Raw genomic sequence first — 22,025 nt, 5'->3', positions numbered from 1 at the left:
ACACGGCCGACCCGCGCCTCCTGCGGGGGAGGAGCCGTCGGTCGGCCGACGGCGGCTCCGACGCCTACTTCCAGCTGGGGATCCAGTAGTGCAGCCGGATGAACTCCCAGTCCTCCAGTTGCGCCGTCCACAGGGGGTAGAAGAAGACGGACACGGCGACGGCGACCACGACGACGATCGCCGTGACGCCGATGCCGCTCAGCCGACGGGACCGGTCGTCGGTGCGTCGGCCGAGGACGATGCCGAACACTGCGGCCAGGCCGAGCACGAGGTAGGGCTCGAAGGCGATCGTGTAGAACTGGAACACCGTCCGGTCGGTGAACGCCAGCCACGGCAGGTAGGCCGCCGCGACGCCGACGAGGATCGCCCCGTACCGCCACTCGCGGTACCGCGCGACGCGGTAGACGAGGTAGAGGCAGGCCGCGACCGCCGCGTACCAGATCAGCGGGTTCGCGACCGAGGTGATCGCCTCGCCGCACCGGGCCACGTCGCAGCCGCCCTGGCCCTCGTCGAACCCCTGGTAGTACATGCTCGTCGGTCGCAGCATCAGCAGCCAGGTGAGCGGGTTCGCCTGGTAGGCGTGCGGGGTGTGCAGGCCGACGTTGAACCCGTAGACGCCCGCCTGGTAGTGCCAGAAGTTCTGCACCACGTCGGGCACCCACGCCAGGGCTCCCGTCCACCGCGTGCCGCCGTCCTCGACCCAGCTGCGGTAGTAGCCGCCCGACGTCGCGAACCAGCCGGTCCAGCTCGCCAGGTACGCCACCACGGCGACGGGCACGGTCAGCAGGAAGCTCACCGGTGCCTGCCTGAACAGGGTGCCCGACAGCCAGAACTCCACGCCGGCCCGGCGGCGCGCCACCATGTCGACGACCACCGTGTAGACCGCGAAGAACGCCAGGAAGTACAGGCCGTTCCACTTCACGGCCGTCGCCAGCCCGCACAGGAGGCCGGCCGTCACCAGCCAGGGACGCGCCCACAGGGCGGGGCCCCAGGCGATGTCGCGACAGGCACCGCGCCTCCTCGCCCGCCAGGCCTCGAGCCGGCGGGCGCTCTGCCGTCGGTCGAGCAGCACCGCCCCGAAGGCCAGCAGGCCGAAGAACATGACGAAGTTGTCGAGCAGGGCCACCCGGGACATGACGATCGCGTGCCCGTCGATCGCCAGGAAGAACCCCGCCAGCGTGCCGAGCAGCGTCGATCGCAGCAGCAACGACCCGATGACGGCGACCAGGGCGACCGCGAGGATGCCCACGACGGCCGTGCTGATGCGCCAGCTCGCCGGGTTCTCGGGACCGACCGCCGCCATGCCGAGTCCGATCAGCCACTTGCCGAGGGGCGGGTGCGCCACGAACGATGGTGCCGCGAGGAACCCGCCGACCCCGCCCGCGGCGAAGGTCGGGTCGTAGTCGGCCGGCCACGACCCCTCGTAGCCGAGGTTGAACAACGACCAGGCGTCCTTGACGTAGTACGTCTCGTCGAACACGAGGGTCGCGGGGGAGTTCAGGTGCCACAGGCGCAGCACCGCGGCCAGCAGCGTGACCGCGAGCGGGCCCGCCCAAGCCCAGACGCGCCTCCTGACCGGGGTGCGCAGCACGCGCCCCCACCAGGCGTCGAGCCGGGTCGGGGGAGCCTCGCGGGCGTGGGCCGCGGTCGCGTCGTCGACCGGGGTGCCGACGGGCGGGACGGTCACCCGGTCGGTGAGCGGGTCGGCCGACGCGAGGCCCGGCTCGCCCGCCGTCGGACGGGCAGGAGGCGCGGTGCCGGCCTCGACGAGCGCGTCGAATTCGCGCTCGGGCCCGGTCGTCATCGGGCCATCGTAAGTGGGCGGTCCGGGACCGGGGGACAATGGGCGGGTGATCGTGCTCGCCGCCACCCCCATCGGAAACCTCGGCGACGCCAGCCGTCGCCTGATCGAGACGCTGTCGAACGCCGAGGTCGTCGCCGCGGAGGACACGCGCACGGCGATCCACCTGATGCGCGCCCTGGGCGTCGAGAACCGCCCCCGCCTCATCGCCCTGCACGAGCACAACGAGCGCGAGAAGGCGGGCGAGATCGTCGAGCTGGCCCGCGCCTCCGACGTGGTCGTGCTCACCGACGCCGGCATGCCCGCCATCAGCGACCCCGGGTTCCCGCTCGTCGAGGCCGCCGCGGCCGCGGGCGTCACCGTCACGGCGATCCCCGGCCCGTCCGCGGTGCTCACCGCGCTCGCCGTGTCGGGACTGCCCACCGACCGCTTCAGCTTCGAAGGCTTCCTGCCGCGCAAGCAGGGCGACCGTCTGCGCGTGCTGGGGGCGCTCGCCGACGAACGCCGCACCATGGTGTTCTTCGAGTCGCCCCACCGCCTGGCCGACTCCCTCGGCGACCTGGTCACCGCTCTCGGGGCCACGCGCCGCGTGGTCGTCTGCCGTGAGCTGACGAAGCTGCACGAAGAGGTTCGCCGCGGCAGCGCGGCCGAGCTCGCCGAGTGGGCGGCCGAGGGCGTCCGGGGCGAGATCTGCATCGTGGTCGAGGGCGCCCCCGAACGCGTCGTCGACCTGGCCGCCGGGCTCGCGCAGGTGCAGGCCCTGGTCGCCGACGGCACCCGCCTCAAAGAGGCCACCGCCGACGTGGCCGCCGCCACGGGTCTGTCGCGCCGCGACCTCTACCAGGCCGCCCTCGCCGCCCGCCCGCCCCGCGCGTAGGGCGTGGCGTACCCCGCCCAGCCCGGCGGGTGCAAGCTCGGAGGAGGCGCGTGCCCGGAGGAGGCGCGGCCCACCACGAGCAGGAGGTACGACATGAAGGCGGTCCGTTTCGAGCAGTACGGCGACATCGACGAGCTGAAGGTCGAACAGGTGGCGAAGCCCGAGGCGGGTGCCGGCCAGGTCGTGGTCGCCGTCAAGGCGGCGGGCCTGAACCCCGGTGAGGCGGCGATCCGCGCCGGACTGATGCACGACGCGTTCCCCGCGGCGTTCCCGTCGGGCCAAGGGACCGACTTCGCCGGCGTGGTCGACGAGGTCGGCGCGGGGGTCGACGAGTGGTCCGTCGGTGACGAGGTCGTCGGGTGGGCCAACCGGTCGTCTCACGCCGAATTCGTCGTCGTCGACCACGACGAACTCGTGGCGAAGCCCGAGAACGTGCCGTGGGAGGTCGCGGGCAGCATCAGCGTGACCGGACCCACCGCCTACGCCGCGCTGCGTGCCGTGCAGGCCACCGAGGGCGACACGCTCGTCGTCTCGGCCGCGGCCGGCGGCGTCGGCGTGATGGTGTCGCAGCTCGCCGTCCTCGGCGGGCTCACCGTGATCGGCACCGCGAGCGAGCGCAACCACGACTTCCTGCGGCAGCTCGGCGTCACGCCCGTGGAGTACGGCGACGGCGTCGTCGACCGCATCCGTGAGGCCGCCCCCCAGGGCGTGGACGCGTTCGTGGACTGCTTCGGCCAGGGCAACGTCGGGTACGCCCTCGAGCTCGGCGTCGCGCCGCAGCGCATCGACACGCTCATCGACTTCGCGGCCGTCGAGCAGCACGGCGTCAAGGCCGAGGGCAGCGCCCAGGCGACGTCGCAGGCCGTGCTGTCCGAGCTGCTCGAGCTGATCTCGACCAACAAGATCATGGTGCCGATCGACGGGATCTTCCCCCTCGACGACGTCAAGGACGCCTACCGCGACCTCGAGGACGGCCACGCCCGGGGCAAGTACGTGCTCGGCATGGACGTCGTCGAGTACCCGGGCGAGCACGCCGGCGAGCGGGCGGGTTCCGACGACCGCACCGAGGAGCACGACGCGACCTGACCGGTCGACGCGACCCGCGCCTCCTCGTCCCCGGCGGCGGACGCAGGAGGCGCGGGTCGCGTCATCACGACGGTGCCCCCACCTAAGATGGTCCCCATGCCCGCCGGCGACTCCTTCTTCATCGCAACGCCCATCTTCTACGTCAACGACGTGCCGCACATCGGTCACGCCTACACCGAGGTCGCAGCCGACGTGCTCGCCCGGTGGCACCGTCAGCGGGGTGACGACGCCTGGCTGCTGACCGGCACCGACGAGCACGGTCAGAAGATCCTGCGCACGGCCACGAGCCACGGCGTGACCCCGCAGGAGTGGGCCGACAAGCTCGTCACCGAGTCCTGGAAGCCCCTGCTCGAGACCGTCGACATCGCCAACGACGACTTCATCCGCACGACCGACGCCCGCCACGAGGCCGGCGTGCAGAAGTTCCTGCAGAAGCTCTACGACGACGGCTTCATCTACCAGGGCGAGTTCGAGGGCTTCTACTGCGTCGGCTGCGAAGAGTACAAGCAGCCGAGCGACCTGGTGCCCGGCACCGGCGCCTACGAGGGCGAGCAGGTCTGCGCGATCCACAGCATCCCGGTCGAGGTGCTGCAAGAGAGCAACTACTTCTTCCGCATGAGCGACTTCGAGCAGCGACTGCTCGACCTCTACGAGGCCCAGCCCGACTTCGTGCAGCCCGACTCGGTGCGCAACGAGGTCGTCTCGTTCGTCAAGCAGGGTCTGCGCGACCTGTCGATCTCGCGGCAGAGCTTCGACTGGGGCGTCAAGGTGCCCTGGGACGAGAAGCACGTCGTCTACGTGTGGTTCGACGCCCTGCTCAACTACGTCACGGCCATCGGCTACGGCGTCGACGACGACGAGTTCCGGCGTCGCTGGCCGGCCGTGCAGCTCGTCGGCAAGGACATCGTGAGGTTCCACGCCGTCATCTGGCCCGCGATGCTCATGGCGGCCGGGCTGCCCGTCCCCAAGAACGTCTTCGGCCACGGCTGGCTGCTGGTCGGCGGCGAGAAGATGTCGAAGTCGAAGCTCACGGGCATCGCCCCTCAGCAGATCACCGACGTCTTCGGTGCCGACGCGTTCCGGTACTACTTCATGCGCGCCATCACCTTCGGTCAGGACGGCAACTTCAGCTGGGAAGACATCGCGGCCCGCTACCAGGCCGAGTTGGCCAACGGGTTCGGCAACCTGGCCTCGCGCGTCGTGGCCATGATCACCCGCTACTTCGACGGCACCGTGCCCGTCGCCGGCGACCTCACCGAGGCCGACCTGGCCGTCCGCGAGACCGAACTGCGGGTCACGGCCGAGGCCGACGCGGCGATCGACCGGTTCGCCATCAACGAGGCGCTCGCGTCCATCTGGCAACTGGTCGACCAGCTGAACGGGTACATCACCGAGCAAGAGCCCTGGGCCATCGCGAAGGACGAGTCGCAGCGCGAGCGCCTGGCGACGGTCCTCGCCACCGCGCTGCGGGGTCTCGGCACCCTCACCGTGCTGCTGTCGCCGTTCATCCCGACGGCCACGCGCACCCTGTGGCAGTCGATCGGGCAGGGCGAGCTGACCAGCCAGCCCGTCGATCGTGCGGCCGAGTGGTCGAGCGCTCCCGACGTCCAGCCGCTCGCCGCCGGTCTCTTCCCGCGCATCGAACAGCCCGAGCCCGCGGCATGAGCGACGACACGTCCGGTGGCGGCGGCGCGACCTCCGGGCCGGCCGACGGAGTCCCGGCGACGCACGTCCGCCACCGCTCGTCGGGCGCGGACGGCCAGAAGCGCGACCTGACCTACCCCGCGCCTCCCCAGCCCCTCGTCGTGCCGGTCTACGACAACCACACGCACCTCGAGATCGCCGACGGCGTCGGAGACGACGGCGACGGCCCCCTCGACTACCGCGAGCACCTCGACCGGGCCTCGTCCGTGGGCGTGCGCGGCGTGGTGCAGGTCGGCACCGACCTCGAGACGTCCCGCTGGTCGGCCGAGATCGCCAGCCGCGAGCCCCGGGTGCTCGCCGCCGTCGCCATCCACCCGAACGAGGCCCCGGCCCTCGCGGCCGCGGGCACCCTCGACGAGGCGCTGTCCGAACTGGACGGGCTCGCCGCGAGGCCGCGCGTGCGCGCCGTCGGCGAGACCGGGCTCGACTTCTTCCGCACCGGCGACGACGGTCGGGCGGCCCAGCTCGAGGCGTTCCGCGGCCACATCGAGATCGCCAAGCGCCACGGCCTGGCCCTGCAGATCCACGACCGCGACGCCCACGACGACGTGGTCGACCTGCTGCTCGAGGTGGGCGCTCCCGAACGCACCGTCTTCCACTGCTTCAGCGGCGGGCCCGAGCTGGCGAGCATCCTCGCCGAGAACGGCTGGTACGCGTCCTTCGCCGGCACGGTGACGTTCAAGAACGCCCAGCCCCTGCGCGACGCCCTCGTGCAGTTGCCGCGCAACCTGATCATGGTCGAGACCGACGCGCCCTACCTGACGCCGGTGCCCTACCGCGGTCGCCCCAACGCGCCGTACCTGATCCCCTTCACGCTGCGGTCGATGGCCGAGACGATCGGCACCGACGTGTCCATGCTCGCGGCCCAGATCTCGTCGACGACCGAACTGGTCTACGGCAGCTGGGACAGCGAGCCCGTGACGGTCGAGGGCTGATGTCGCGCGCCACCCTGCTCGGCCCCGCCGAGATCCGTGACCTCGCCGACCTCCTCGGCGTGCAGCCGACCAAGAAGCTCGGGCAGAACTTCGTCCACGACGCCAACACCGTGCGTCGCATCGTCGCCGCGTCGGGTGTCTCGGCGGGCATGACCGTCGTCGAGATCGGCCCCGGGCTCGGCTCCCTGACCCTCGGCCTGCTCGAGGCGGGTGCCAAGGTCGTGGCCGTCGAGATCGACAAGCGCCTCGCCGAACAGCTGCCGAAGACCGTCGCGCAGCTGCAGCCGGCGGCCGACCTCACCGTCGTCGTCGACGACGCCCTGCGCGTGACGACCCTGCCCGACGAACCCACCCACCTCGTGGCGAACCTGCCGTACAACGTCAGCGTGCCGGTGCTCCTGCACTTCCTCGAGCACTTCGGCGGGCTCGAGCACGGGCTCGTCATGGTGCAGTCCGAGGTCGGTCTGCGCCTGGCCGCCGAGCCCGGCTCGAAGGTCTACGGCGGCCCGAGCATCAAGGCGGCGTGGTACGGCGAGTTCCGGGCCGCGGGCCAGGTCAGCCGCCAGGTGTTCTGGCCCGTGCCGAACGTCGACAGCATCCTCGTCGCGTTCGACCGCAAGCCGGCCCGCGGCAGCGAGCTCGAGCGTCGGGCGACCTTCGCCCTCGTCGATGCCGCGTTCCAGCAGCGACGCAAGATGCTGCGCCAGTCGCTGTCCTCCCTCTACGGGTCGTCCGCCGCCGCCTCCGAGGCCCTCGAGCGTGCCGGACTCGCCCCGACCCAGCGGGGAGAGCAGCTCACCGTCGACGACTTCCTCGCCGTGGCCCGGGTCAGCGACGTCGACGCCCTCGCCGGGGCGTCCGTCGCCGCCGTGCTGCACGCCGACGAGGGCGAGGCCGGCTGAGCCGTGCCCCGACGCAAGAACGGCCCCGACGGCGCGCCGTCCGGCAGGGCCAGGGGCAGGGACGGTGGCGGTGACGAGCGCGGGCACGGTGAGCAGCGGCTCAGTGACGCCCGGCTCGGGTCGGGCACCGGACGCGGTGCGGCCGAGTGGTTCGCACGGCTCGACGCCGCGGGGGCGGCGCGACTGTCCCACGAGCAGATCTCGCGCCTCCTGGTCGACGAGTTCGAGGTCGTGCCGTGGTGGGCCGAAGGGATCACGGTGCGCTACGAACAAGAACGCGGCGTCGAGCCGCCGGGGCGTCAGTCCGACGGCAGCTACGCGGTCACCGTCGGCCGCAGCCTGAGGGGTGCACCGCTCGAACTGTTCGACCTCGCCGTCGACCGGTTCGCCCGGTACGCCGGCGGTCCGCCCGAGGTCGTCGCCCGGTCCGCGACGCGTCCGACCGCCGACTGGACCCTCGCGCACGGGGACACGCTGCGCCTCCAGGTGGTGTCGACCGCCGGTCCGAAGTGCTCGGTGTCGTTGACGCAGGGCAGCCTGCGCCTGCCCGAACGGGTGCAGCCCGTGAAAGAGGGGTTGACGCGGGCGTTCGGCGTCATGAGTGATCGCCAGAACTGACTAGGTTGGACGCATGACGTCCGTGGCCGCCCCGACCGTGGTCCACACGCGTGCGCCGGGCAAGATCAACGTCTTCCTCGCCGTCGGCGACCTGCAGGACGACGGTTACCACGACCTCGCGACCGCCTACCAGGCCGTCTCCCTCTACGAGGACGTGCGCGCGCGTCGCGCCGACGACTTCACGGTCAGCGTCACGGGTGGCCCGTCCATCGACGTGTCGGGCGTGCCGACCGACGGGGCCAACCTGGCGATCAAGGCCGCCCGCCTGCTGGCCGAGACGACCGGCTACACGGGCGGCGTCGCCCTGACCGTCGACAAGGCGGTGCCCGTGGCCGGCGGCATGGGGGGCGGATCGGCCGACGCCGCCGCGACGCTGCTCGCGTGCGACACGCTCTGGGGAACCGGCGTCGGTCGTGACGAACTCCTGCGGCTCTCGGCCCGACTCGGTGCCGACGTCCCGTTCGCCTTCGCCGGGGGCACCGCGATCGGTACCGGTCGCGGCGACGAGCTCAGCCCGGCCCTGGCGAAGGGGCAGTTCCAGTGGGTCCTGGCCGTGGCCGACGTCGGCCTCTCGACGCCGCGCGTCTACGACGAACTCGACGCGCACCGTCTGCGGCACCAGGGCGAGATCCGCTCGGTGCGGCACCCCGTCGTCGACGCCGGCGTCCTGCAGGCACTCCGGGCGGGCGACCCGGGCATGCTCGCGGACGCCATGCACAACGACCTCCAGGCGCCCGCCCTGCACCTCCAGCCGGGCCTGGCCGACGTCCTCGAGCTCGGTGAGGGCAACGGGGCCCTCGCGGGCATCGTGTCGGGCTCCGGCCCGACGGTGGCGTTCCTCGCACCCGACCTCGACGGCGCTCTCGAGCTGCAGATCGCGCTGAGCGCCGCCCGCCTCACGGTCGTCCGCGCCACGGGCCCGGTCCACGGCGCCCGCGTCGTCACCGACTAGGCCCGGGCCCCAGGGCGTCGCCGAGCCCCCCCGCGCGCGCAGGGGGGCTCGGCGACGCCCCGGGGTCTCGCGGGCTCAGCGCTCGTACTTGAGCACGTTCGTGCGGGTGAGGTGCCACTCGTCGGCGACGTGGAAGCCCTTGGCGGCGAGGTCCGCGGTGACCCGGGGCCTCCAGTCCTGCTTGTCGCTCGTGATCAGCCAGACGACGTCGAGGTCGTCGGTGCGGTCGATGACGTCCTCGAGCGGGTGCTGGACCTCCCACAGCCCGCCGGTCTCGGCCGCGGGGGTCTCGAGCGTGAAGTCCGACATCCCTTCGAACGCCGCGGGGTACGTGTTCTCGATGATGCGCGACGTGGCCTTCGGGTGTCGACGCACGGGGCCGAAGACGACGCCCTCGGCCGTCCCGGCCGGTTCGAGCGCCCGTTGCTCGCTCACGAGGTCGGCCACCTGGTTCCACGCGGCCGAGTCCTTCGCCTCGGGCTGACGCTGACGTTCGTAGGTCGGGGCGGTGAGCACCACGGCGACCAGCAGGACGAGGGCGATCACCCGCCGCCAGGGGATGGCGGCCACGGCGACGGCCATCATGATCGCGACGGCCGGGGTGCCGAAGGTCAGGTAGCGGGGCGAGTAGAGCGGCTCGGTCACGAGCGAGACGCCCACGAGGCCGACGGTGGGCACGATCATCCAGGGCAGGACGACCTCGGCCAGTCCCCGGGCACGGGGCACGAGACCGGCGACCACGACGACCAGGCTGGCGAGCACCAGCATCCAGCCGAAGACGGCGAAACGGTCGTTCTGGTAGAACCACTGCGTCGTCAGCACCTGGTCGATCGTCGCGAAGCTCGGCCGGTCGAGCCAGCCGACCTGGCCGCTCTGCTCGGACGTGAAGTACACGACGGGCAGGCTCGCGAGTCCGGCGACGGCCGCACCGGCGAACCAGCCGAGGAACGAACCGCGTGCTCCGTGCGGTGCGCCGACGAGCGGGGTCGACGCCACGGCGTCCTGCGACGTCGCCACCGACCCCGAGGAGGCGCGGAGCCGGCGCTCGCGTCGCCACTGCACCAGCATGGTGACGCCGTGCCCCACCACGACGAAGGCGACGTACAGGAAGAAGAGAACCGAGACGACGGCGAGCACGGCGTAGGCGACCCACCAGCGGACGGCCGAGGCCCGGGTGCGGGTCTCGCCGACCTGCGCGGTCCGGCGCGAGGCGGTGACGAGGACGAGGGTCAGGGCGACGGCGAACATCGCCGAGAAGGCGTACGAACGGCCCTCGCCGCCCATCCAGGTCACGCGGGGGATCAGGCAGAACAGCAGGCCCGCCACGACGGCCGTCCGGCGGTCGGCCAGGGTGCGGGCGAGCACGACCGTGAACGCGGCGGCGAGCCCCGTGACGATCGTGCTGGGCACCCGGAGCGAGATCGGCGAGTACGGGAAGACGTCGAACCACAGGTGCATGAACGCGTAGTACGTGGCGTGCACCAGGTCGACGGTCTGGACCATCTGCCAGAGCTGGCCCCAGCTGCGGGTCGCCGAGATGACCGTCGCGGCCTCGTCGTACCAGACGGACGGCACCCAGAGGAAGGCGCCCGACAGCACGGCGGCGAGCAGGCCGACGAGCACGGCGTCGAGATGACGCCAGTGCCGGAGGCGCGTGAGGGCCGTGCTGCGGCCGGTCCCGGGCGTCGTGGATACAGTGGGCGCGGTCGATCGACCGTCGGCCGGATGCAGGAGGTTCGTCATGTCGTCTCTTCCCCCTCTCGGAGGATCTCGCGTGCGACACGGGGGTGACGCGCGCGGGGCGGCCGTGCACGACGGTGGCGTGCACGGTGCCGGCGTGCGCGACGGTGGACACGGCGGCGACCCCGTCGAGGGCGAACGCTACTCGCGAAGCGTGCGCCTGCCGGGGTTCGGTCTGGGCTCCCAGGGGCGCCTGGCGGCGTCGAGGGTGCTGGTGGTCGGGGCCGGCGGGCTGGGCGCGCCGGTCATCCAATATCTCGCAGCCTCGGGTGTGGGAACCCTGGGAATCGTCGACGACGACGCCGTCGATCTGTCGAACCTACAACGGCAGGTGCTCTTCCGCCCCGACCAGCTGGGCTTCCCGAAGGCCCGCGCCGCCGCCGACTGGGTGCGTGCCGCCAACCCGGACGTGATCGTCGTCGCCCACCCCGTCCGACTGAGCGACCGCACCGCCGACCTGCTCGACGACTACGACCTCGTGGTGGACGGCAGCGACTCCTTCGACACCTGCTACCTGGTGGCCGACGCCGCGGCCGAGCGCGGTCTGCCGGTCGTCTGGGGCAGCGTCAACCGCTGGGACGGACAGTTCAGCGTCTTCTGGGACGACGCCCCGGACGGCCGGGCGGTCGACTACCGCGACCTGCACCCTGCCCCGCCCGCCTCGGGCTGGGACGAGTCCTGCGCCGACGTCGGCGTGCTGGGGCCGCTGTGCGGGACGGTGGGCGCGAGCATGGCCGGAGAGGTCGTCAAGCTGCTGACCGGTCTCGGCGATCCGCTGCTCGGCCGGGTCGTGACCGTCGACGCCCTGGGCGGCACCTGGCGGGAGAGCCGGTTGGCCCGCGCCCCGCACCGGGCCGAGGCCCGGGCGACGGTGAACGACGCGCGCCGCGCCTCCTCGTCCTCGGTGCCCGAAGGCCAGGCGACCACCGCCGACGGGCCCGCGGCCCGTGGTCGCCGCGTCGGCCCCGACGTCGACGCGGCCGAGTTGACGACCCTGCTCGGGGCGCGAGCGACGGGCGACGCCGACTTCACGCTGCTCGACGTGCGCGAGGTCGACGAGCACGACTTCGCCCACATCTCCGGTGACGTACAGGCTCCCGGGTACGGCACGCGCACCCGCCAGCGGCCCGAGCTCGATCCGGCGCAGCGGGTGGTCGTCTACTGCGCCCGAGGGCCGCGGGCCCGCGCCGCGGCCGACCTGCTGGCGGGCGAGGGCTTCGACGTGTCGGTGCTGCACGGCGGCATGCTCGGGTGGCAGCTCGCGCAGGGGGCACCCACGCGGCCGTAGGCGGGCGTTCAGCCGCCGGCGAACGGCGGCATGACGTCGATCACCGCGCCGTCGGGGACGAGCTGCTCGCGGTCCCGCGTGGTCAGGCCGTCGACGAGGAACGAGCAGCGCAGCAGCACGTCGCGGAAGTCCGCGGCCGACACGCCCTCGACCGGGCGGACCTCGGTGAGCAGGCGCCCGATGGTCGGACGTTCGCCCGCGGGCACCTCGACGCGCTGGTCGTCGCGGCCCACGGCGGTGCGGGCGGCGGCGAAGAACCGCAGCGTCGCCGAGACGGGGGCCGAGGCGGCTCCGTCGACGGTGGGGGCGGGGTTCGTGGTCGTCATCTCAGCCTCCGATGGCGCTCATGGTGCGTTCCGGCTGCACGAAGTCCGGGTCGTCGATGCCGTGGCCCGAGGGCTTGGCCCACATGGCACCGCGCCAGGCGTCGGCCAGTTCGAGGTCGCTCGCCCCGCTGCGAAGCAGGTCGCGCAGGCCGGTCTCGCCGCCGCTGAAGAGGCAGCTGCGGATGCCGCCCTCGGCGGTCATCCGGGTGCGCCGGCAGTCGGCGCAGAACGGTTCGCTGACCGAGGCGATGATGCCGACCCGCCCGGCCAGTCCGGCGTCGTCGCCGCGGCCGACGGCGTCGAACAGCTCGGCGGGTGCTCCGTCGCGCTCGACGTCGGCGGGGCTGAGGTCGAAGCGCGTGGCGATCAGCGAGTGGATGTCGCGTGAGGTGACGAAGGAGGCGCGGTCCCAGCTGCGGTCGGCGTCCAACGGCATCTGCTCGATGAACCGCAGCTCGTGGCCGCCGCGCAGCGCCCAGGCGAGCAGGTCGGGCGCCTCGTGGTCGTTGATGCCGGGCAGCAGGACGGCGTTGATCTTGACCGGGGTGAGGCCGGCCGCCGCCGCGGCGTCGACGCCGGCGAGCACCTTGTCGAGGAACGGACGACGCGAGACCTTCATGAACGTCTCGGCGTGCAGCGAGTCGAGCGACACGTTGACCCGGTCGAGCCCGGCGTCGGCCAGGGCCTGGGCGCGGTGCGCCAGGCCGATGGCGTTCGTCGTCAGCGACACCTCGGGCCGCGGGTCGATCGCGGCGACCCGTCGCACGATGTCGATGAGGTCGGCACGCAGCAGTGGCTCGCCCCCGGTGAACCGCACCTGCCGGACGCCGAGGTCGCGCACGCCGATGCCGACCAGGCGCACGATCTCGTCGGCGTCGAGCGCCTGTTCACGGGGGAGGGCCGGCAGGCCCTCGGCCGGCATGCAGTAGGTGCAGCGCAGGTTGCACTTGTCGGTCAGCGAGACCCGCAGGTCGGTCGCGGTCCGACCGAAGCGGTCGAGCAGTCCCGGAGCGGCGTCGCTCGACGGCCGCGCGGGCAGCAGGTCGTCGGCGGGGGCCCGGCCGGGCATGGTGGGCAGTCCGAGCGAGACGGTCATCCGTCGAGGTTAAGCCCGCGGGGCCGAACGTGGGGTGTCCATGGGAGGCGACCCGCGCCTCCTTTCGCTCCGCCGTGCACGACGCCCCGCCCCGCAGGCTCGTCCGGGGCCACTCCTTGCGGCTGCGCGACCGCGCATTCGGAACTAGGCTCGCGTCCATGACGCAGATGCGGATCAAGGACGCGGCGGCGTTCCTCGGCGTGAGTGACGACACCGTGCGGCGCTGGATCGACCTCGGCCTGCTCGAGAGCGAGAAGGACGATGCCGGGCGCGGCGTGGTCGACGGGCTCGCGCTCGCGACGCTCGCCCGGAAGAACGCCGTGCTGCCCGCCGACCCGTCCGAGGTGGGGCGGTCGGCACGCAACCGCCTGGTGGGCGTCGTGACCGAGATCACCGCCGACCGGGTCATGGCCCAGGTCGAGCTGCAGTGCGGCCCGCACCGCATCGTCTCGCTGATGAGCAGCGAAGCCGTCCGCGAGCTGGGCCTCGAACCCGGTTCGGTGGCCATCGCCGTCGTGAAGGCCACGACGGTCATCATCGAGACGCCCGGCGGGAAGGCCTGACCATGAGACGGACCCCCCGCGTCGTCACGGCGCTCGTCGGAGCCCTCGCGGTGGCGACGGCCCTCGCCCTGACGGGGTGCTCGGGCGCGACCGTCGACACGGCGACCAGCGCGACACCGACGGCCTCCGACCCGACCCTCGAGGGGTCGATCACCGTCTACGCCGCCGCCTCGTTGACGACGACGTTCACCGAGCTCGCCGACGAGTTCGAGAAGGCGAACCCGGGCACGACCGTCGACCTGACCTTCGCGGGCTCGTCCGACCTGGTGACGCAGATCACCGAGGGAGCCCCGGCCGACGTCTTCGCCTCGGCCGACGAGAAGAACATGGCGAAGCTGACCGACGCCGGACTCGTCGACCCGTCGGCCTCGAAGGACTTCGCCACGAACGTCCTCACCATCGCCGTGCCGCCGTCGAACCCCGCCGACGTCACGGGCTTCGCCGACCTCGGTAAGTCCGACGTGAAGACCGTGGTCTGCGCGGCCCAGGTGCCCTGCGGGGCGGCGACGGTCGCGGTCGAGCGGGCCACCGGCGTCACGATCTCGCCGGTCAGCGAGGAGTCCTCGGTCACCGACGTGCTGGGCAAGGTCACCTCGGGGGAGGCCGACGCCGGGCTGGTCTACGTCACGGACGTCGAGGCCGCCGGCGACAGCGTGACAGGCATCGAGTTCCCCGAGGCCGACCAGGCCGTCAACACCTATCCCATCGCCCCTGTGGCCGACACGGCGAACCCGGCGGTGGCCGAGGCGTTCGTCGCCTTCGTCACCGGCGAGGTCGGGCAGGGCGTGCTGCGGGACGCCGGCTTCGGCACGCCGTGACGCCCGCCCTGCACCGCGCCTACGCCGGCGTCCCGGTGTGGATCGCGGTCGTCGCGGCCCTGGGGGCGGCCTTCGTCCTGCTGCCCCTCGTCGCCATGGTGTCCCGGGTCGACTGGGCCGAGTTCGTGCCGCTGGTCACGTCGGAGTCGTCGGTGGCCGCGTTCTGGCTCAGCCTCCGCACATCGGTCACGGCGACCCTCCTCTGCGTCGTGCTCGGCGTCCCGATGGCGGTCGTGCTGGCCCGCACCGGGTTCCGGGGCCAGAGGGTGCTGCGGTCGCTCGTGCTGCTGCCGTTGGTGCTCCCGCCCGTCGTCGGAGGCATCGCGTTGCTCTACACCTTCGGGCGCCGCGGCCTGCTCGGTCAGGCGTTCGACGCGCTCGGCGTGACGATCGCGTTCTCGACCACGGCGGTCGTGCTGGCCCAGACCTTCGTCGCCCTGCCCTTCCTGGTGCTGAGCCTCGAGGGCGCCCTCCGCACGGTGGGCACGCGCTACGAGGCCGTCGCGGCGACCCTGGGCGCCCGGCCCACGACCGTGCTGCGGCGGGTCACGCTGCCGCTCGTGTTGCCCGCCCTCGTCTCGGGCGCCGTGTTGTCGTTCGCGCGGGCCCTCGGCGAGTTCGGGGCGACGCTGACCTTCGCGGGATCGTTGCAGGGCGTCACGCGCACACTTCCGCTCGAGATCTACCTGCAACGCGAGACCGACCCCGACGCCGCCGTGGCGCTGTCGCTCGTGCTCGTCCTCGTGGCGGTCGTCGTCGTCGCCCTGGCCCACCGGGCGGGCGGGCCGTCCGGCGTCGCCACCCGGAGGCGCGGGTCGTGACGCTCGAGTTCGCGGCGGTCGTCGAGGACCGCGGCTTCGACGTCGAGCTGGAGGTGGCCGACGGAGAGACGGTGGCCGTCCTCGGCCCGAACGGGGCCGGCAAGTCGACGCTGCTGTCCCTGATCGCCGGCCTCCTGCGACCCGACCACGGCACGGCCCGCCTGGGCGACCGCGTGCTGTTCGACGTCGACGGCCGCGGGCGCGGAGCCTCGCTGCGCCCGCACGAGCGCGGCGTCTCGATGCTCGCCCAGGAGGCCCTGCTCTTCCCGCACCTCAGTGCGCTCGACAACGTCGCCTTCGGCCCGCGCAGCACCGGGGTGCCTCGACGCGAGGCCGGCCGCCGAGCCCGCGACTGGCTCGACCGGGTCGACGCCACGGGACTCGCCGAGCGGCGTCCGGCGCAGCTCTCGGGTGGACAGGCGCAGCGGATCGCCGTCGCCCGTGCCCTGGCCGCCGACCCCCGCCTGCTGCTGCTCGACGAGCCGATGGCCGCTCTCGACGTGTCGGTCGCGCCCGCCCTGCGACGGACCCTGCGCGACGTCCTCGCCGACCGCACGGCGGTGATCGTCACGCACGACGTCCTCGATGCTTACACCCTGGCCGACCGGGTCGTCGTGCTCGACGCCGGCCGGGTCGTCGACGCCGGCCCCACGCGCGCCGTCCTCGACCGTCCGACCACGCCGTTCGCCGCGGGGCTCGCGGGGCTCGACCTGCTGACCGGCACGGCCCGCGGGGGAGGCGTCCGGCTGGAGGACGGCACCCTGCTGACCGCCCGATCCGCCGACGGGCTCCCGGCGGGCGCCGCGGCCGCGGTGGCCGTGCGGCCGAGCGCCGTGCGCGTGACGACCGGGACCCCCTCGGGTCGGACGCCGTCCGAGAACGTCCTCGACGTCGTCGTCACGGACCTCGAACCCCGCGGGGACGTCGTCCGGGTCCGGGCCGGCGACGTGTCGGCCGACGTCCCGCCCGGCGTGGTCGCCGGCCTCGACCTCGTGCCGGGCAGTGCCGTCCGGTTCTCGTTCGACGCCGGGGACGCCGTCGCCTACCTCGTCTGAGCGGGCCCGGGGCTCGACGAGGGGGTGGACCGTCGGCGGCCGACGACCCGACGCAGCCGGTCGAGGTCGCGCCCGACGGCGTCGAGCAACCGGTCCGTGAACCCGGGGCCGGCCCGCCAGAGCGTCACGAGCAGGATGACGAGCACGGCCGAGGCGAGCGACGCCCGCTGCAGCGCCATGCCCGGCTCGAGCTGGCGCACGAGCAGCGCGAGCGGGATCGCCAGCCACTCGACCCGCCCGGTCAGCGCGACGAACGGCACCAGCAGCAGGGCGTACCAGGGGTAACGGGGGCTCACCGCCACGAGCGTCACGCCGATCATCACGAGCTGGCCGAGCCACGGGTCGTGAGCCGGGGTCTTCACCCACACGAGCACCGCCGTGACACCGACGATCAGCACGGCGACCGGTGTCGTCCACGCGTCCGGCATGAAGGCCGACAGGAACACGAAGCGCGAGCCGTCCTCGTAGCCCTCTTCGGTCAGGTAACCCGGCAGGTACCCGAGCACGCCCCACCCGGTCATCGCGACGTAGGGCACGTAGAGCACGGCGAAGGTGACGACGGAGGCGCTGATCACCTTCCAGGGCTGCCCGCGCAGCAGGGCGGGTGCCGCGATCACCGGGATCAACTTGGTCGCGATGGCGGCCCCGAGCGCGATGCCGCCGCGGAAGCGCCGACCGGTGGCGACGAGCAACGACGCGGCGACCACGAGCACGGCACCCAGGAGGTCGACGTGCGAGTTCGTGACGCCCTCGCCGACCACGAGCGGGCACCAGCCCCACAGCGCGGCCCAGCGGGGGTCGAGACCCCGCCGGCGCAGGGTCGCCAGCAGGGCGACGGTCGTGCCCAGCACGAGCACGAAGCCCATCGCCTGCAGCGGGAAGAACCCGGCGTCGGGGCCGACCACGGCGGACACCGCCCAGAAGTACAGCTCGGCCATCGGCGGGTAGATGGTCGGCACGTCCGGTCGGTTGATCAGCGTGCAGACGACGTCGCCCGTCTGGCTGTCGTAGGCACGGTGGACCTGGCGGTCGGGTTCGCCGCAGCGCTCGCCGATCGTGCCGTCGTCGCGGGTGAACGGCGTCGACTCGGGGAAGATCCAGGCCGGCCGCAGGTCGCGCAGCTCGCCCGCGTCGGGCGTGTACTCGTACGGCGAGACGCCGGCGGTCTGCACGATGCCGTCCCAGGCGTAGCGCGCCGGGTCGGTGCTCGTGTTGGGGACGCCGGTCAGGCCCGCCCCGCCGACCAGGGCCGTGCCCGCGACGACGAGAGCGGTGACGTGGCGCGCGGGCACCCGGCGCAGCAGCAGAACCGCCAGGGCGAACAACGCCCAGCACACGGCGGTCCAGACGACGAAGTCGGTCCGCAGGTCTTTCATGAGGAATCCGACGTTCACGACGCCCCAGGCGATCGCCCCGGCCAATCCGAGGACGGCCACGGCCGCGAACACAGTACGCACGCCCCCAGTCTGGCCGAATCGGCCCTGGGAGTCGTGCACATCGGAGATGATGAGCCACATGAGACGACCGACACCATGAGGCGCCTGCTGTACGAGGCGCGCCGCGCCGCCTCATCGCCGAACCGCAACGCCCGGTCGGCGACCGTCTTCGGTCGCCTCCTCGGCGCCGCGTTCGTCATCTGCCTGCTGACCGGGCTCTACAGCCACTTCCTGCAGGAGCCGCTCGACGGGATGCGGTTCCCGACGAGTCCCGTCTGGCTCTACCAGGTGAGCCAGGGCGTCCACATCACCGCGGGCATCGCCTGCATCCCCCTGCTGCTGGTCAAGCTGCACTCGGTGTTCCCGCAGCTCTTCCAGCACCCGCCGATCAAGCACCCGGTCGACGTGCTCGAGCGCGCCTCCATCGCCCTGTTCGTGGCGACGTCGATCCTCCAGCTCGTCACCGGCCTGCTGAACACGTACCAGTACTACCCGTGGCCGTTCCCGTTCAAGCAGGTGCACTTCGCCCTGTCGTTCGTCATCATCGGCTCGCTCGCGATCCACATCGCCGTCAAGCTGCCGCTCATCACCCGCTACTGGCGGGCGCGGGACAGCTACGACGCCGAGGGGCGCTTCGTCGAGCCGTCGGCCGAGCTCGACGAGGCCCGCGCCGCGTTCGTGGCCGAGAGCGAGGCGACCGCCGAGCTCGCCCGGTTCCGTGCCGTGCGCGACGCCGACGGGACGCGACGCGACCGTGATCCGCACGCCGCGCCTCCTGCGCCCGCCCGCGGCCTCACCGGACGCGTCCTCCGCTGGATCGACTCCGCACACGAGGTCGACCGCGAACCGGGCCGCGCCCGGGTGTCCCGCCGCGGCTTCTTCACCGCCGCCGGCGTCGCCACCGGGGGAGTCGTCGCGCTCACGGCCGGGCAGTCCTTCGCCCCGCTGTCAGCGCTCAACGCCTTCGGCCCGCGGCAGCGCGGGCTCGGCCCGAACGACCTGCCGATCAACCGCACGGCCGCCGCCGCCCGGGTGCTCGAGACGGCCATGGACCCCGACTGGCGGCTCGACGTCCTGGTGGGCGGCGTCGCGACCTCGTTCACGCTCGACGCGCTGCGCGGGTTCGACGGGGCCGACGAACGCCTGCCGATCGCCTGCGTCGAGGGCTGGAGCCAGACCGGCGCCTGGCGCGGCGTCCGCCTCGTCGACCTGCTGGCGGCTGCCGGCGCCCCGACCGACCAGCGCCTCCGGCTCACCAGCCTCGAAGAGAAGGGTGGCTACCGCGTGACCGAGATGGGCCCCGAGTACGCCTCCGACCCGCGCACCCTCGTCGCCCTCGAGCTGAACGGCGAGCCGCTCAGCATCGACCACGGCTACCCGGCGCGCATGATCGCCCCGGGCCGACCCGGCGTGCTGCAGACCAAGTGGCTCAGCTCCATCGAGGTGCTCTCGTGAGCGCCCGGGTGCCCTCGGCCGCGTCGAGCGCGGGAGGCGCAGGCACGTCGCGCACCGTCCGCGTCGTGCGTGGGGTGCTGATGGCCCTCGGTGTGGCCCTCGTCGGCCTCGGCGGCTGGGTGCTCACCGACACCGTCTCCCCGAACCGGTACGGCGGACTGCTGCTCTGGCTGGCCGGTTCGGTCGTCGTGCACGACGCCGTGCTCGCCCCCGTGGTCGCCGCGGTCTCGCTGCTCGTGCGGCGGACCGGACGCCGCATCCGGCCCGCGGTCCTCTGGATCGTGCAGGGCGCGGTCGTCGTCGGGGCGATCTTCTCGCTCGTCGTCGTGCCCGAGATCGTGGCGAAGGCGAAGGGGCCGAAGAACGACACCGTGCTGCCGTTCGACTACGGCCTGCGCCTGGCCGTGCTGTGGCTCGTCATCGCGGCGCTGACGGCCGCTCTGGTCGCGCTCTACCTGGCGCGCAGGCGGCAGAAGGTGCGTCCGTCGACCGACCAGGTCTGAGCGACCCGCAGGCCCGCGCGTCGAGCGTGGCGGTGCAGGGCCTCGCGGCCGACCTCCGCCCAGGGGAAGGTCGCGCTGGCGTGACCCTGGTCGTCGACCACGTGGGCCTCGTAGCTGTCGTCGAGCGACGCCTCGGGGGCGGTCTCGACGACGACCGAGCCGGTCGCGGTGAGGATCTCGGCGCAGCGGGTCAGCAGCGCCGTCGGGTCGCCGCCGATGCCGACGTTGCCGTCCAGCAGCAGCGCGAGGTTCCACTGGCCCTCGCGGGGCAGCGGGTCGAAGACCGACCCGCCGGCCACGGGCAGGCCGGCCTCGCGGGCCATCGCCACGGCCGTGGGCGAGACGTCCAGACCCAGGACGGTCAGGCCGCGGTCCACGGCGGCGCGCACCATGCGGGCCGGCCCGCAGCCGATGTCGAGCACGGGGCCGGTCTCGCCGTCGAGGGTGGTGAGGTCGGCCGCGTCGGCGTCGGCGCTCCAGCGCGCGACGTCGAACGCCTCGTCGTCGCCGACCTCGGGGGGCGACGCGGGGCGTCCGGCACCGCCGGCCGCGCGGACGAGTTGCAGGAGCCCCTCGTGACGCAGGGCGCGCGCGTACGGCTCCGCGCCTCCTGAACCGAAGGTGGCGGGCTGTTCGGGGGCGATGGTCATGAGGTGACCCCTTCGGTGGCGGGATCGGTCGTGCGGGCGACGCCGTTCGTGGTGGTGGTCGTGGGGGGCGCCTCGGCGTGCCGCAGGGCGGCGGCGAAGCGGCTGTCGGGTGCGACGGACGCGACGAGGCGGGCGTCGTCGATCGTGTCGACGTCGACGAGCTCGGGCAGCATGCGCACGGTCAGGCCGGCGTCGGCGAGTCGGCGGAGCTGGTGGGCACCCGTGTCGTCACGCGACATGGGGACGCCGCGCAGCAGGTCGCCGGTCGGCCGCGAGAGGCCCAGCGCCCAGAATCCGCCGTCGTTCGCCGGGCCGAACCAGGCGTCGACGTCGTCGGTCCACGCGTCGAAGACGGGGGCGAGGGCCTCGACCGTGACCTGGGGGGTGTCCATGCCGATCAGCACGGTCTTCCCGTCGACCTCGTCGAAGAGGGCGCCGAGGCGTGCGTCGAGGTCGCCACCGATCTGAGGGATCACATCGAAGTCTTCGGAGCCGACGGGCCTGCGGTTGCCGTCGAACAACAACACGCGACGCGTGGCGGGCAGCCGACGGACGACGTCGAGGGTGTCCTGGATCGCGGCGGCCGCGACGTCGGCGGCCTGCTCGAGGCTGAGCGGGGGGTGCAGGCGCGTCTTGACCTTGCCCGGGATCGTCTCCTTCGCGATCACCACGAGGGTCGTCATCGGCCGACCTCCCTCAGGAGTCGGGACATGTCCTTGATCGCGACGGACGTGCCGCGGATGGTGCCGGTCACCTTGCTGCGGCCGACCCGGGGCGAGTAGGGCGCGTCCTGTTCGACGATCCGCCAGCCGGCCTCGCTCGCGCGCAGCACCATCTCGAGCGGGTAGCCGCTGCGGCGGTCCTTCAGGTCGAGGTCGAGCAGTGCCCGGCGCCGCGCGACGCGCATGGGGCCGAGGTCGTGCAGGGCGACGCCGCTGGCCCGCCGCATGAGGTGCGAGAGGGCGAGGTTGGCGATGCGGGCGTGCACCGGCCAGGCGCCCCGGGTCGTCGGGCGCCGGCGGCCGAGGACGAGATCGGCGTCACCTGCCATCACGGGGGCGGCGAGGGCGACGAGGTCGGCGGGGTCCATCGACGCGTCGGCGTCGCAGAACGCGACGTAGTCGGCCGTGGCGGCCTCGAGACCGGCGTGGGCGGCGCTGCCGAAGCCGCGCCGCGCCTCCTGCACCACGGTCGCGCCGTGCTCGGCGGCGACGCGGGCGGAGTCGTCAGTCGAGCCGTTGTCGACGACGATCGCGTGCCAGCCCTCGGGCAGGCGGCCGAGGACCCAGGGCAGCGCGCCTTCTTCGTCGAGACAGGGAAGCACGACGTCGACTCGGGGGCTGCTCATCCTCTCGACTGTACGGATGCGATCCCATGAAGGTGATGGGAGCGGGCGGTG

General features: G+C 73.0%; 22 protein-coding genes. 14 read left to right on the top strand and 8 right to left on the bottom strand.

The genetic code is table 11. The annotated features are described in order from the left end of the window. Nucleotides 1–64 precede the first annotated feature (64 nt). Complete coding sequence (locus tag EDF21_RS12870) at nt 65–1,804, bottom strand: dolichyl-phosphate-mannose--protein mannosyltransferase (RefSeq protein ID WP_123571623.1); 1,740 nt, start codon at nt 1,802–1,804, stop codon at nt 65–67. 46 nt (nt 1,805–1,850) lie between these two features. Between EDF21_RS12870 and rsmI the strand changes: the two genes are divergently transcribed. From rsmI to EDF21_RS12835, 7 genes are all read left to right on the top strand, one after another. After that, complete coding sequence (gene rsmI / locus EDF21_RS12865; protein ID WP_056048904.1) at nt 1,851–2,678, top strand: 16S rRNA (cytidine(1402)-2'-O)-methyltransferase; 828 nt, start codon at nt 1,851–1,853, stop codon at nt 2,676–2,678. A 93-nt stretch (nt 2,679–2,771) separates the two neighbouring features. Continuing rightward, nucleotides 2,772–3,764, top strand: a complete 993-nt coding sequence (locus tag EDF21_RS12860) for an NADP-dependent oxidoreductase (RefSeq protein ID WP_123571622.1) — start codon at nt 2,772–2,774, stop codon at nt 3,762–3,764. 96 nt (nt 3,765–3,860) lie between these two features. Next, nucleotides 3,861–5,429 carry a methionine--tRNA ligase gene (metG, locus tag EDF21_RS12855; RefSeq protein ID WP_056049295.1) on the top strand — a complete coding sequence of 523 codons (1,569 nt, stop codon included), beginning with the start codon at nt 3,861–3,863 and terminating at the stop codon, nt 5,427–5,429. Continuing rightward, nucleotides 5,426–6,403: a TatD family hydrolase gene (locus EDF21_RS12850; protein WP_082460596.1), complete on the top strand. Its 978-nt coding sequence runs from the start codon at nt 5,426–5,428 to the stop codon at nt 6,401–6,403. The genes metG and EDF21_RS12850 overlap by 4 nt, the downstream gene beginning before the upstream one ends. Then, nucleotides 6,403–7,305, top strand: a complete 903-nt coding sequence (gene rsmA / locus EDF21_RS12845; RefSeq protein WP_056048901.1) for a 16S rRNA (adenine(1518)-N(6)/adenine(1519)-N(6))-dimethyltransferase RsmA — start codon at nt 6,403–6,405, stop codon at nt 7,303–7,305. Before EDF21_RS12850 ends, rsmA begins: the two co-directional genes overlap by 1 nt. 3 nt (nt 7,306–7,308) lie before the next feature. Beyond that, the gene (locus tag EDF21_RS12840) at nt 7,309–7,923 is read left to right on the top strand and encodes a hypothetical protein (RefSeq protein WP_123571621.1); all 615 of its coding nucleotides are present in this window, start codon (nt 7,309–7,311) and stop codon (nt 7,921–7,923) included. 13 nt (nt 7,924–7,936) lie between these two features. Next, nucleotides 7,937–8,875 (top strand): 4-(cytidine 5'-diphospho)-2-C-methyl-D-erythritol kinase, encoded by a 939-nt coding sequence (locus EDF21_RS12835; protein ID WP_123571620.1) that lies wholly within the window; start codon nt 7,937–7,939, stop codon nt 8,873–8,875. Between the two features lie 75 nt (nt 8,876–8,950). On the opposite strand, the gene EDF21_RS12830 is transcribed toward EDF21_RS12835, so the two are convergent. After that, nucleotides 8,951–10,618: a hypothetical protein gene (locus EDF21_RS12830; protein WP_123571619.1), complete on the bottom strand. Its 1,668-nt coding sequence runs from the start codon at nt 10,616–10,618 to the stop codon at nt 8,951–8,953. Between the two features lie 31 nt (nt 10,619–10,649). Between EDF21_RS12830 and EDF21_RS12825 the strand changes: the two genes are divergently transcribed. After that, the gene (locus EDF21_RS12825; RefSeq protein WP_233568494.1) at nt 10,650–11,903 is read left to right on the top strand and encodes a ThiF family adenylyltransferase; all 1,254 of its coding nucleotides are present in this window, start codon (nt 10,650–10,652) and stop codon (nt 11,901–11,903) included. Between the two features lie 8 nt (nt 11,904–11,911). Here EDF21_RS12825 and EDF21_RS12820 read toward each other — a convergent pair whose 3' ends face one another. Together EDF21_RS12820 and moaA are read right to left on the bottom strand one after the other, a co-directional pair. After that, nucleotides 11,912–12,229, bottom strand: coding sequence for a MoaD/ThiS family protein (locus EDF21_RS12820; protein ID WP_123571617.1), 318 nt, complete (start codon nt 12,227–12,229; stop codon nt 11,912–11,914). A gap of 1 nt (nt 12,230) precedes the next feature. Beyond that, entirely contained in the window at nt 12,231–13,325 is a 1,095-nt protein-coding gene (gene moaA / locus EDF21_RS12815; protein WP_123571616.1) for a GTP 3',8-cyclase MoaA, read from the bottom strand. 158 nt (nt 13,326–13,483) lie between these two features. Between moaA and EDF21_RS12810 the strand changes: the two genes are divergently transcribed. Genes EDF21_RS12810 through EDF21_RS12795 form a run of 4 tightly spaced genes read left to right on the top strand, consistent with a single transcriptional unit; the run spans nt 13,484 to nt 16,582 of the window. Further along, nucleotides 13,484–13,888 (top strand): molybdopterin-binding protein, encoded by a 405-nt coding sequence (locus EDF21_RS12810; protein ID WP_123571615.1) that lies wholly within the window; start codon nt 13,484–13,486, stop codon nt 13,886–13,888. A gap of 2 nt (nt 13,889–13,890) precedes the next feature. Further along, entirely contained in the window at nt 13,891–14,706 is an 816-nt protein-coding gene (gene modA / locus EDF21_RS12805; RefSeq protein ID WP_123571614.1) for a molybdate ABC transporter substrate-binding protein, read from the top strand. Further along, a complete protein-coding gene (locus EDF21_RS12800; RefSeq protein ID WP_233568493.1) occupies nt 14,703–15,527 on the top strand; it encodes an ABC transporter permease in 825 nt (274 codons plus the stop codon). The genes modA and EDF21_RS12800 overlap by 4 nt, the downstream gene beginning before the upstream one ends. Continuing rightward, entirely contained in the window at nt 15,524–16,582 is a 1,059-nt protein-coding gene (locus EDF21_RS12795; RefSeq protein WP_123571613.1) for a sulfate/molybdate ABC transporter ATP-binding protein, read from the top strand. Before EDF21_RS12800 ends, EDF21_RS12795 begins: the two co-directional genes overlap by 4 nt. On the opposite strand, the gene EDF21_RS12790 is transcribed toward EDF21_RS12795, so the two are convergent. Then, the gene (locus tag EDF21_RS12790; RefSeq protein WP_148053708.1) at nt 16,570–18,039 is read right to left on the bottom strand and encodes a glycosyltransferase 87 family protein; all 1,470 of its coding nucleotides are present in this window, start codon (nt 18,037–18,039) and stop codon (nt 16,570–16,572) included. The genes EDF21_RS12795 and EDF21_RS12790 overlap by 13 nt on opposite strands. A gap of 75 nt (nt 18,040–18,114) precedes the next feature. Here EDF21_RS12790 and EDF21_RS12785 point away from each other — a divergent pair, with 75 nt between their 5' ends. Both EDF21_RS12785 and EDF21_RS12780 read left to right on the top strand, forming a co-directional pair. Continuing rightward, nucleotides 18,115–19,473 (top strand): molybdopterin-dependent oxidoreductase, encoded by a 1,359-nt coding sequence (locus EDF21_RS12785; RefSeq protein WP_123571611.1) that lies wholly within the window; start codon nt 18,115–18,117, stop codon nt 19,471–19,473. After that, complete coding sequence (locus tag EDF21_RS12780; protein ID WP_123571610.1) at nt 19,470–19,976, top strand: hypothetical protein; 507 nt, start codon at nt 19,470–19,472, stop codon at nt 19,974–19,976. The genes EDF21_RS12785 and EDF21_RS12780 overlap by 4 nt, the downstream gene beginning before the upstream one ends. Here EDF21_RS12780 and EDF21_RS12775 read toward each other — a convergent pair. Genes EDF21_RS12775 through EDF21_RS12765 form a run of 3 tightly spaced genes read right to left on the bottom strand, consistent with a single transcriptional unit; the run spans nt 19,925 to nt 21,974 of the window. Beyond that, nucleotides 19,925–20,626, bottom strand: a complete 702-nt coding sequence (locus tag EDF21_RS12775; RefSeq protein ID WP_123571609.1) for a bifunctional 2-polyprenyl-6-hydroxyphenol methylase/3-demethylubiquinol 3-O-methyltransferase UbiG — start codon at nt 20,624–20,626, stop codon at nt 19,925–19,927. The genes EDF21_RS12780 and EDF21_RS12775 overlap by 52 nt on opposite strands. Then, nucleotides 20,623–21,309, bottom strand: a complete 687-nt coding sequence (locus EDF21_RS12770; RefSeq protein ID WP_056048862.1) for a DUF2064 domain-containing protein — start codon at nt 21,307–21,309, stop codon at nt 20,623–20,625. Before EDF21_RS12770 ends, EDF21_RS12775 begins: the two co-directional genes overlap by 4 nt. Further along, on the bottom strand, nt 21,306–21,974 hold the full coding sequence (locus EDF21_RS12765) for a glycosyltransferase family 2 protein (protein WP_056048859.1): 669 nt from the start codon (nt 21,972–21,974) through the stop codon (nt 21,306–21,308). The genes EDF21_RS12770 and EDF21_RS12765 overlap by 4 nt, the downstream gene beginning before the upstream one ends. Between the last annotated feature and the right edge of the window lie 51 nt (nt 21,975–22,025).

The organism is Frigoribacterium sp. PhB118 (genome assembly GCF_003751725.1).
Lineage (GTDB): Bacteria > Actinomycetota > Actinomycetes > Actinomycetales > Microbacteriaceae > Frigoribacterium.
Note: the sequence above shows the minus strand (reverse complement) of the source record. Positions and strands in the feature narration are given on the sequence as shown.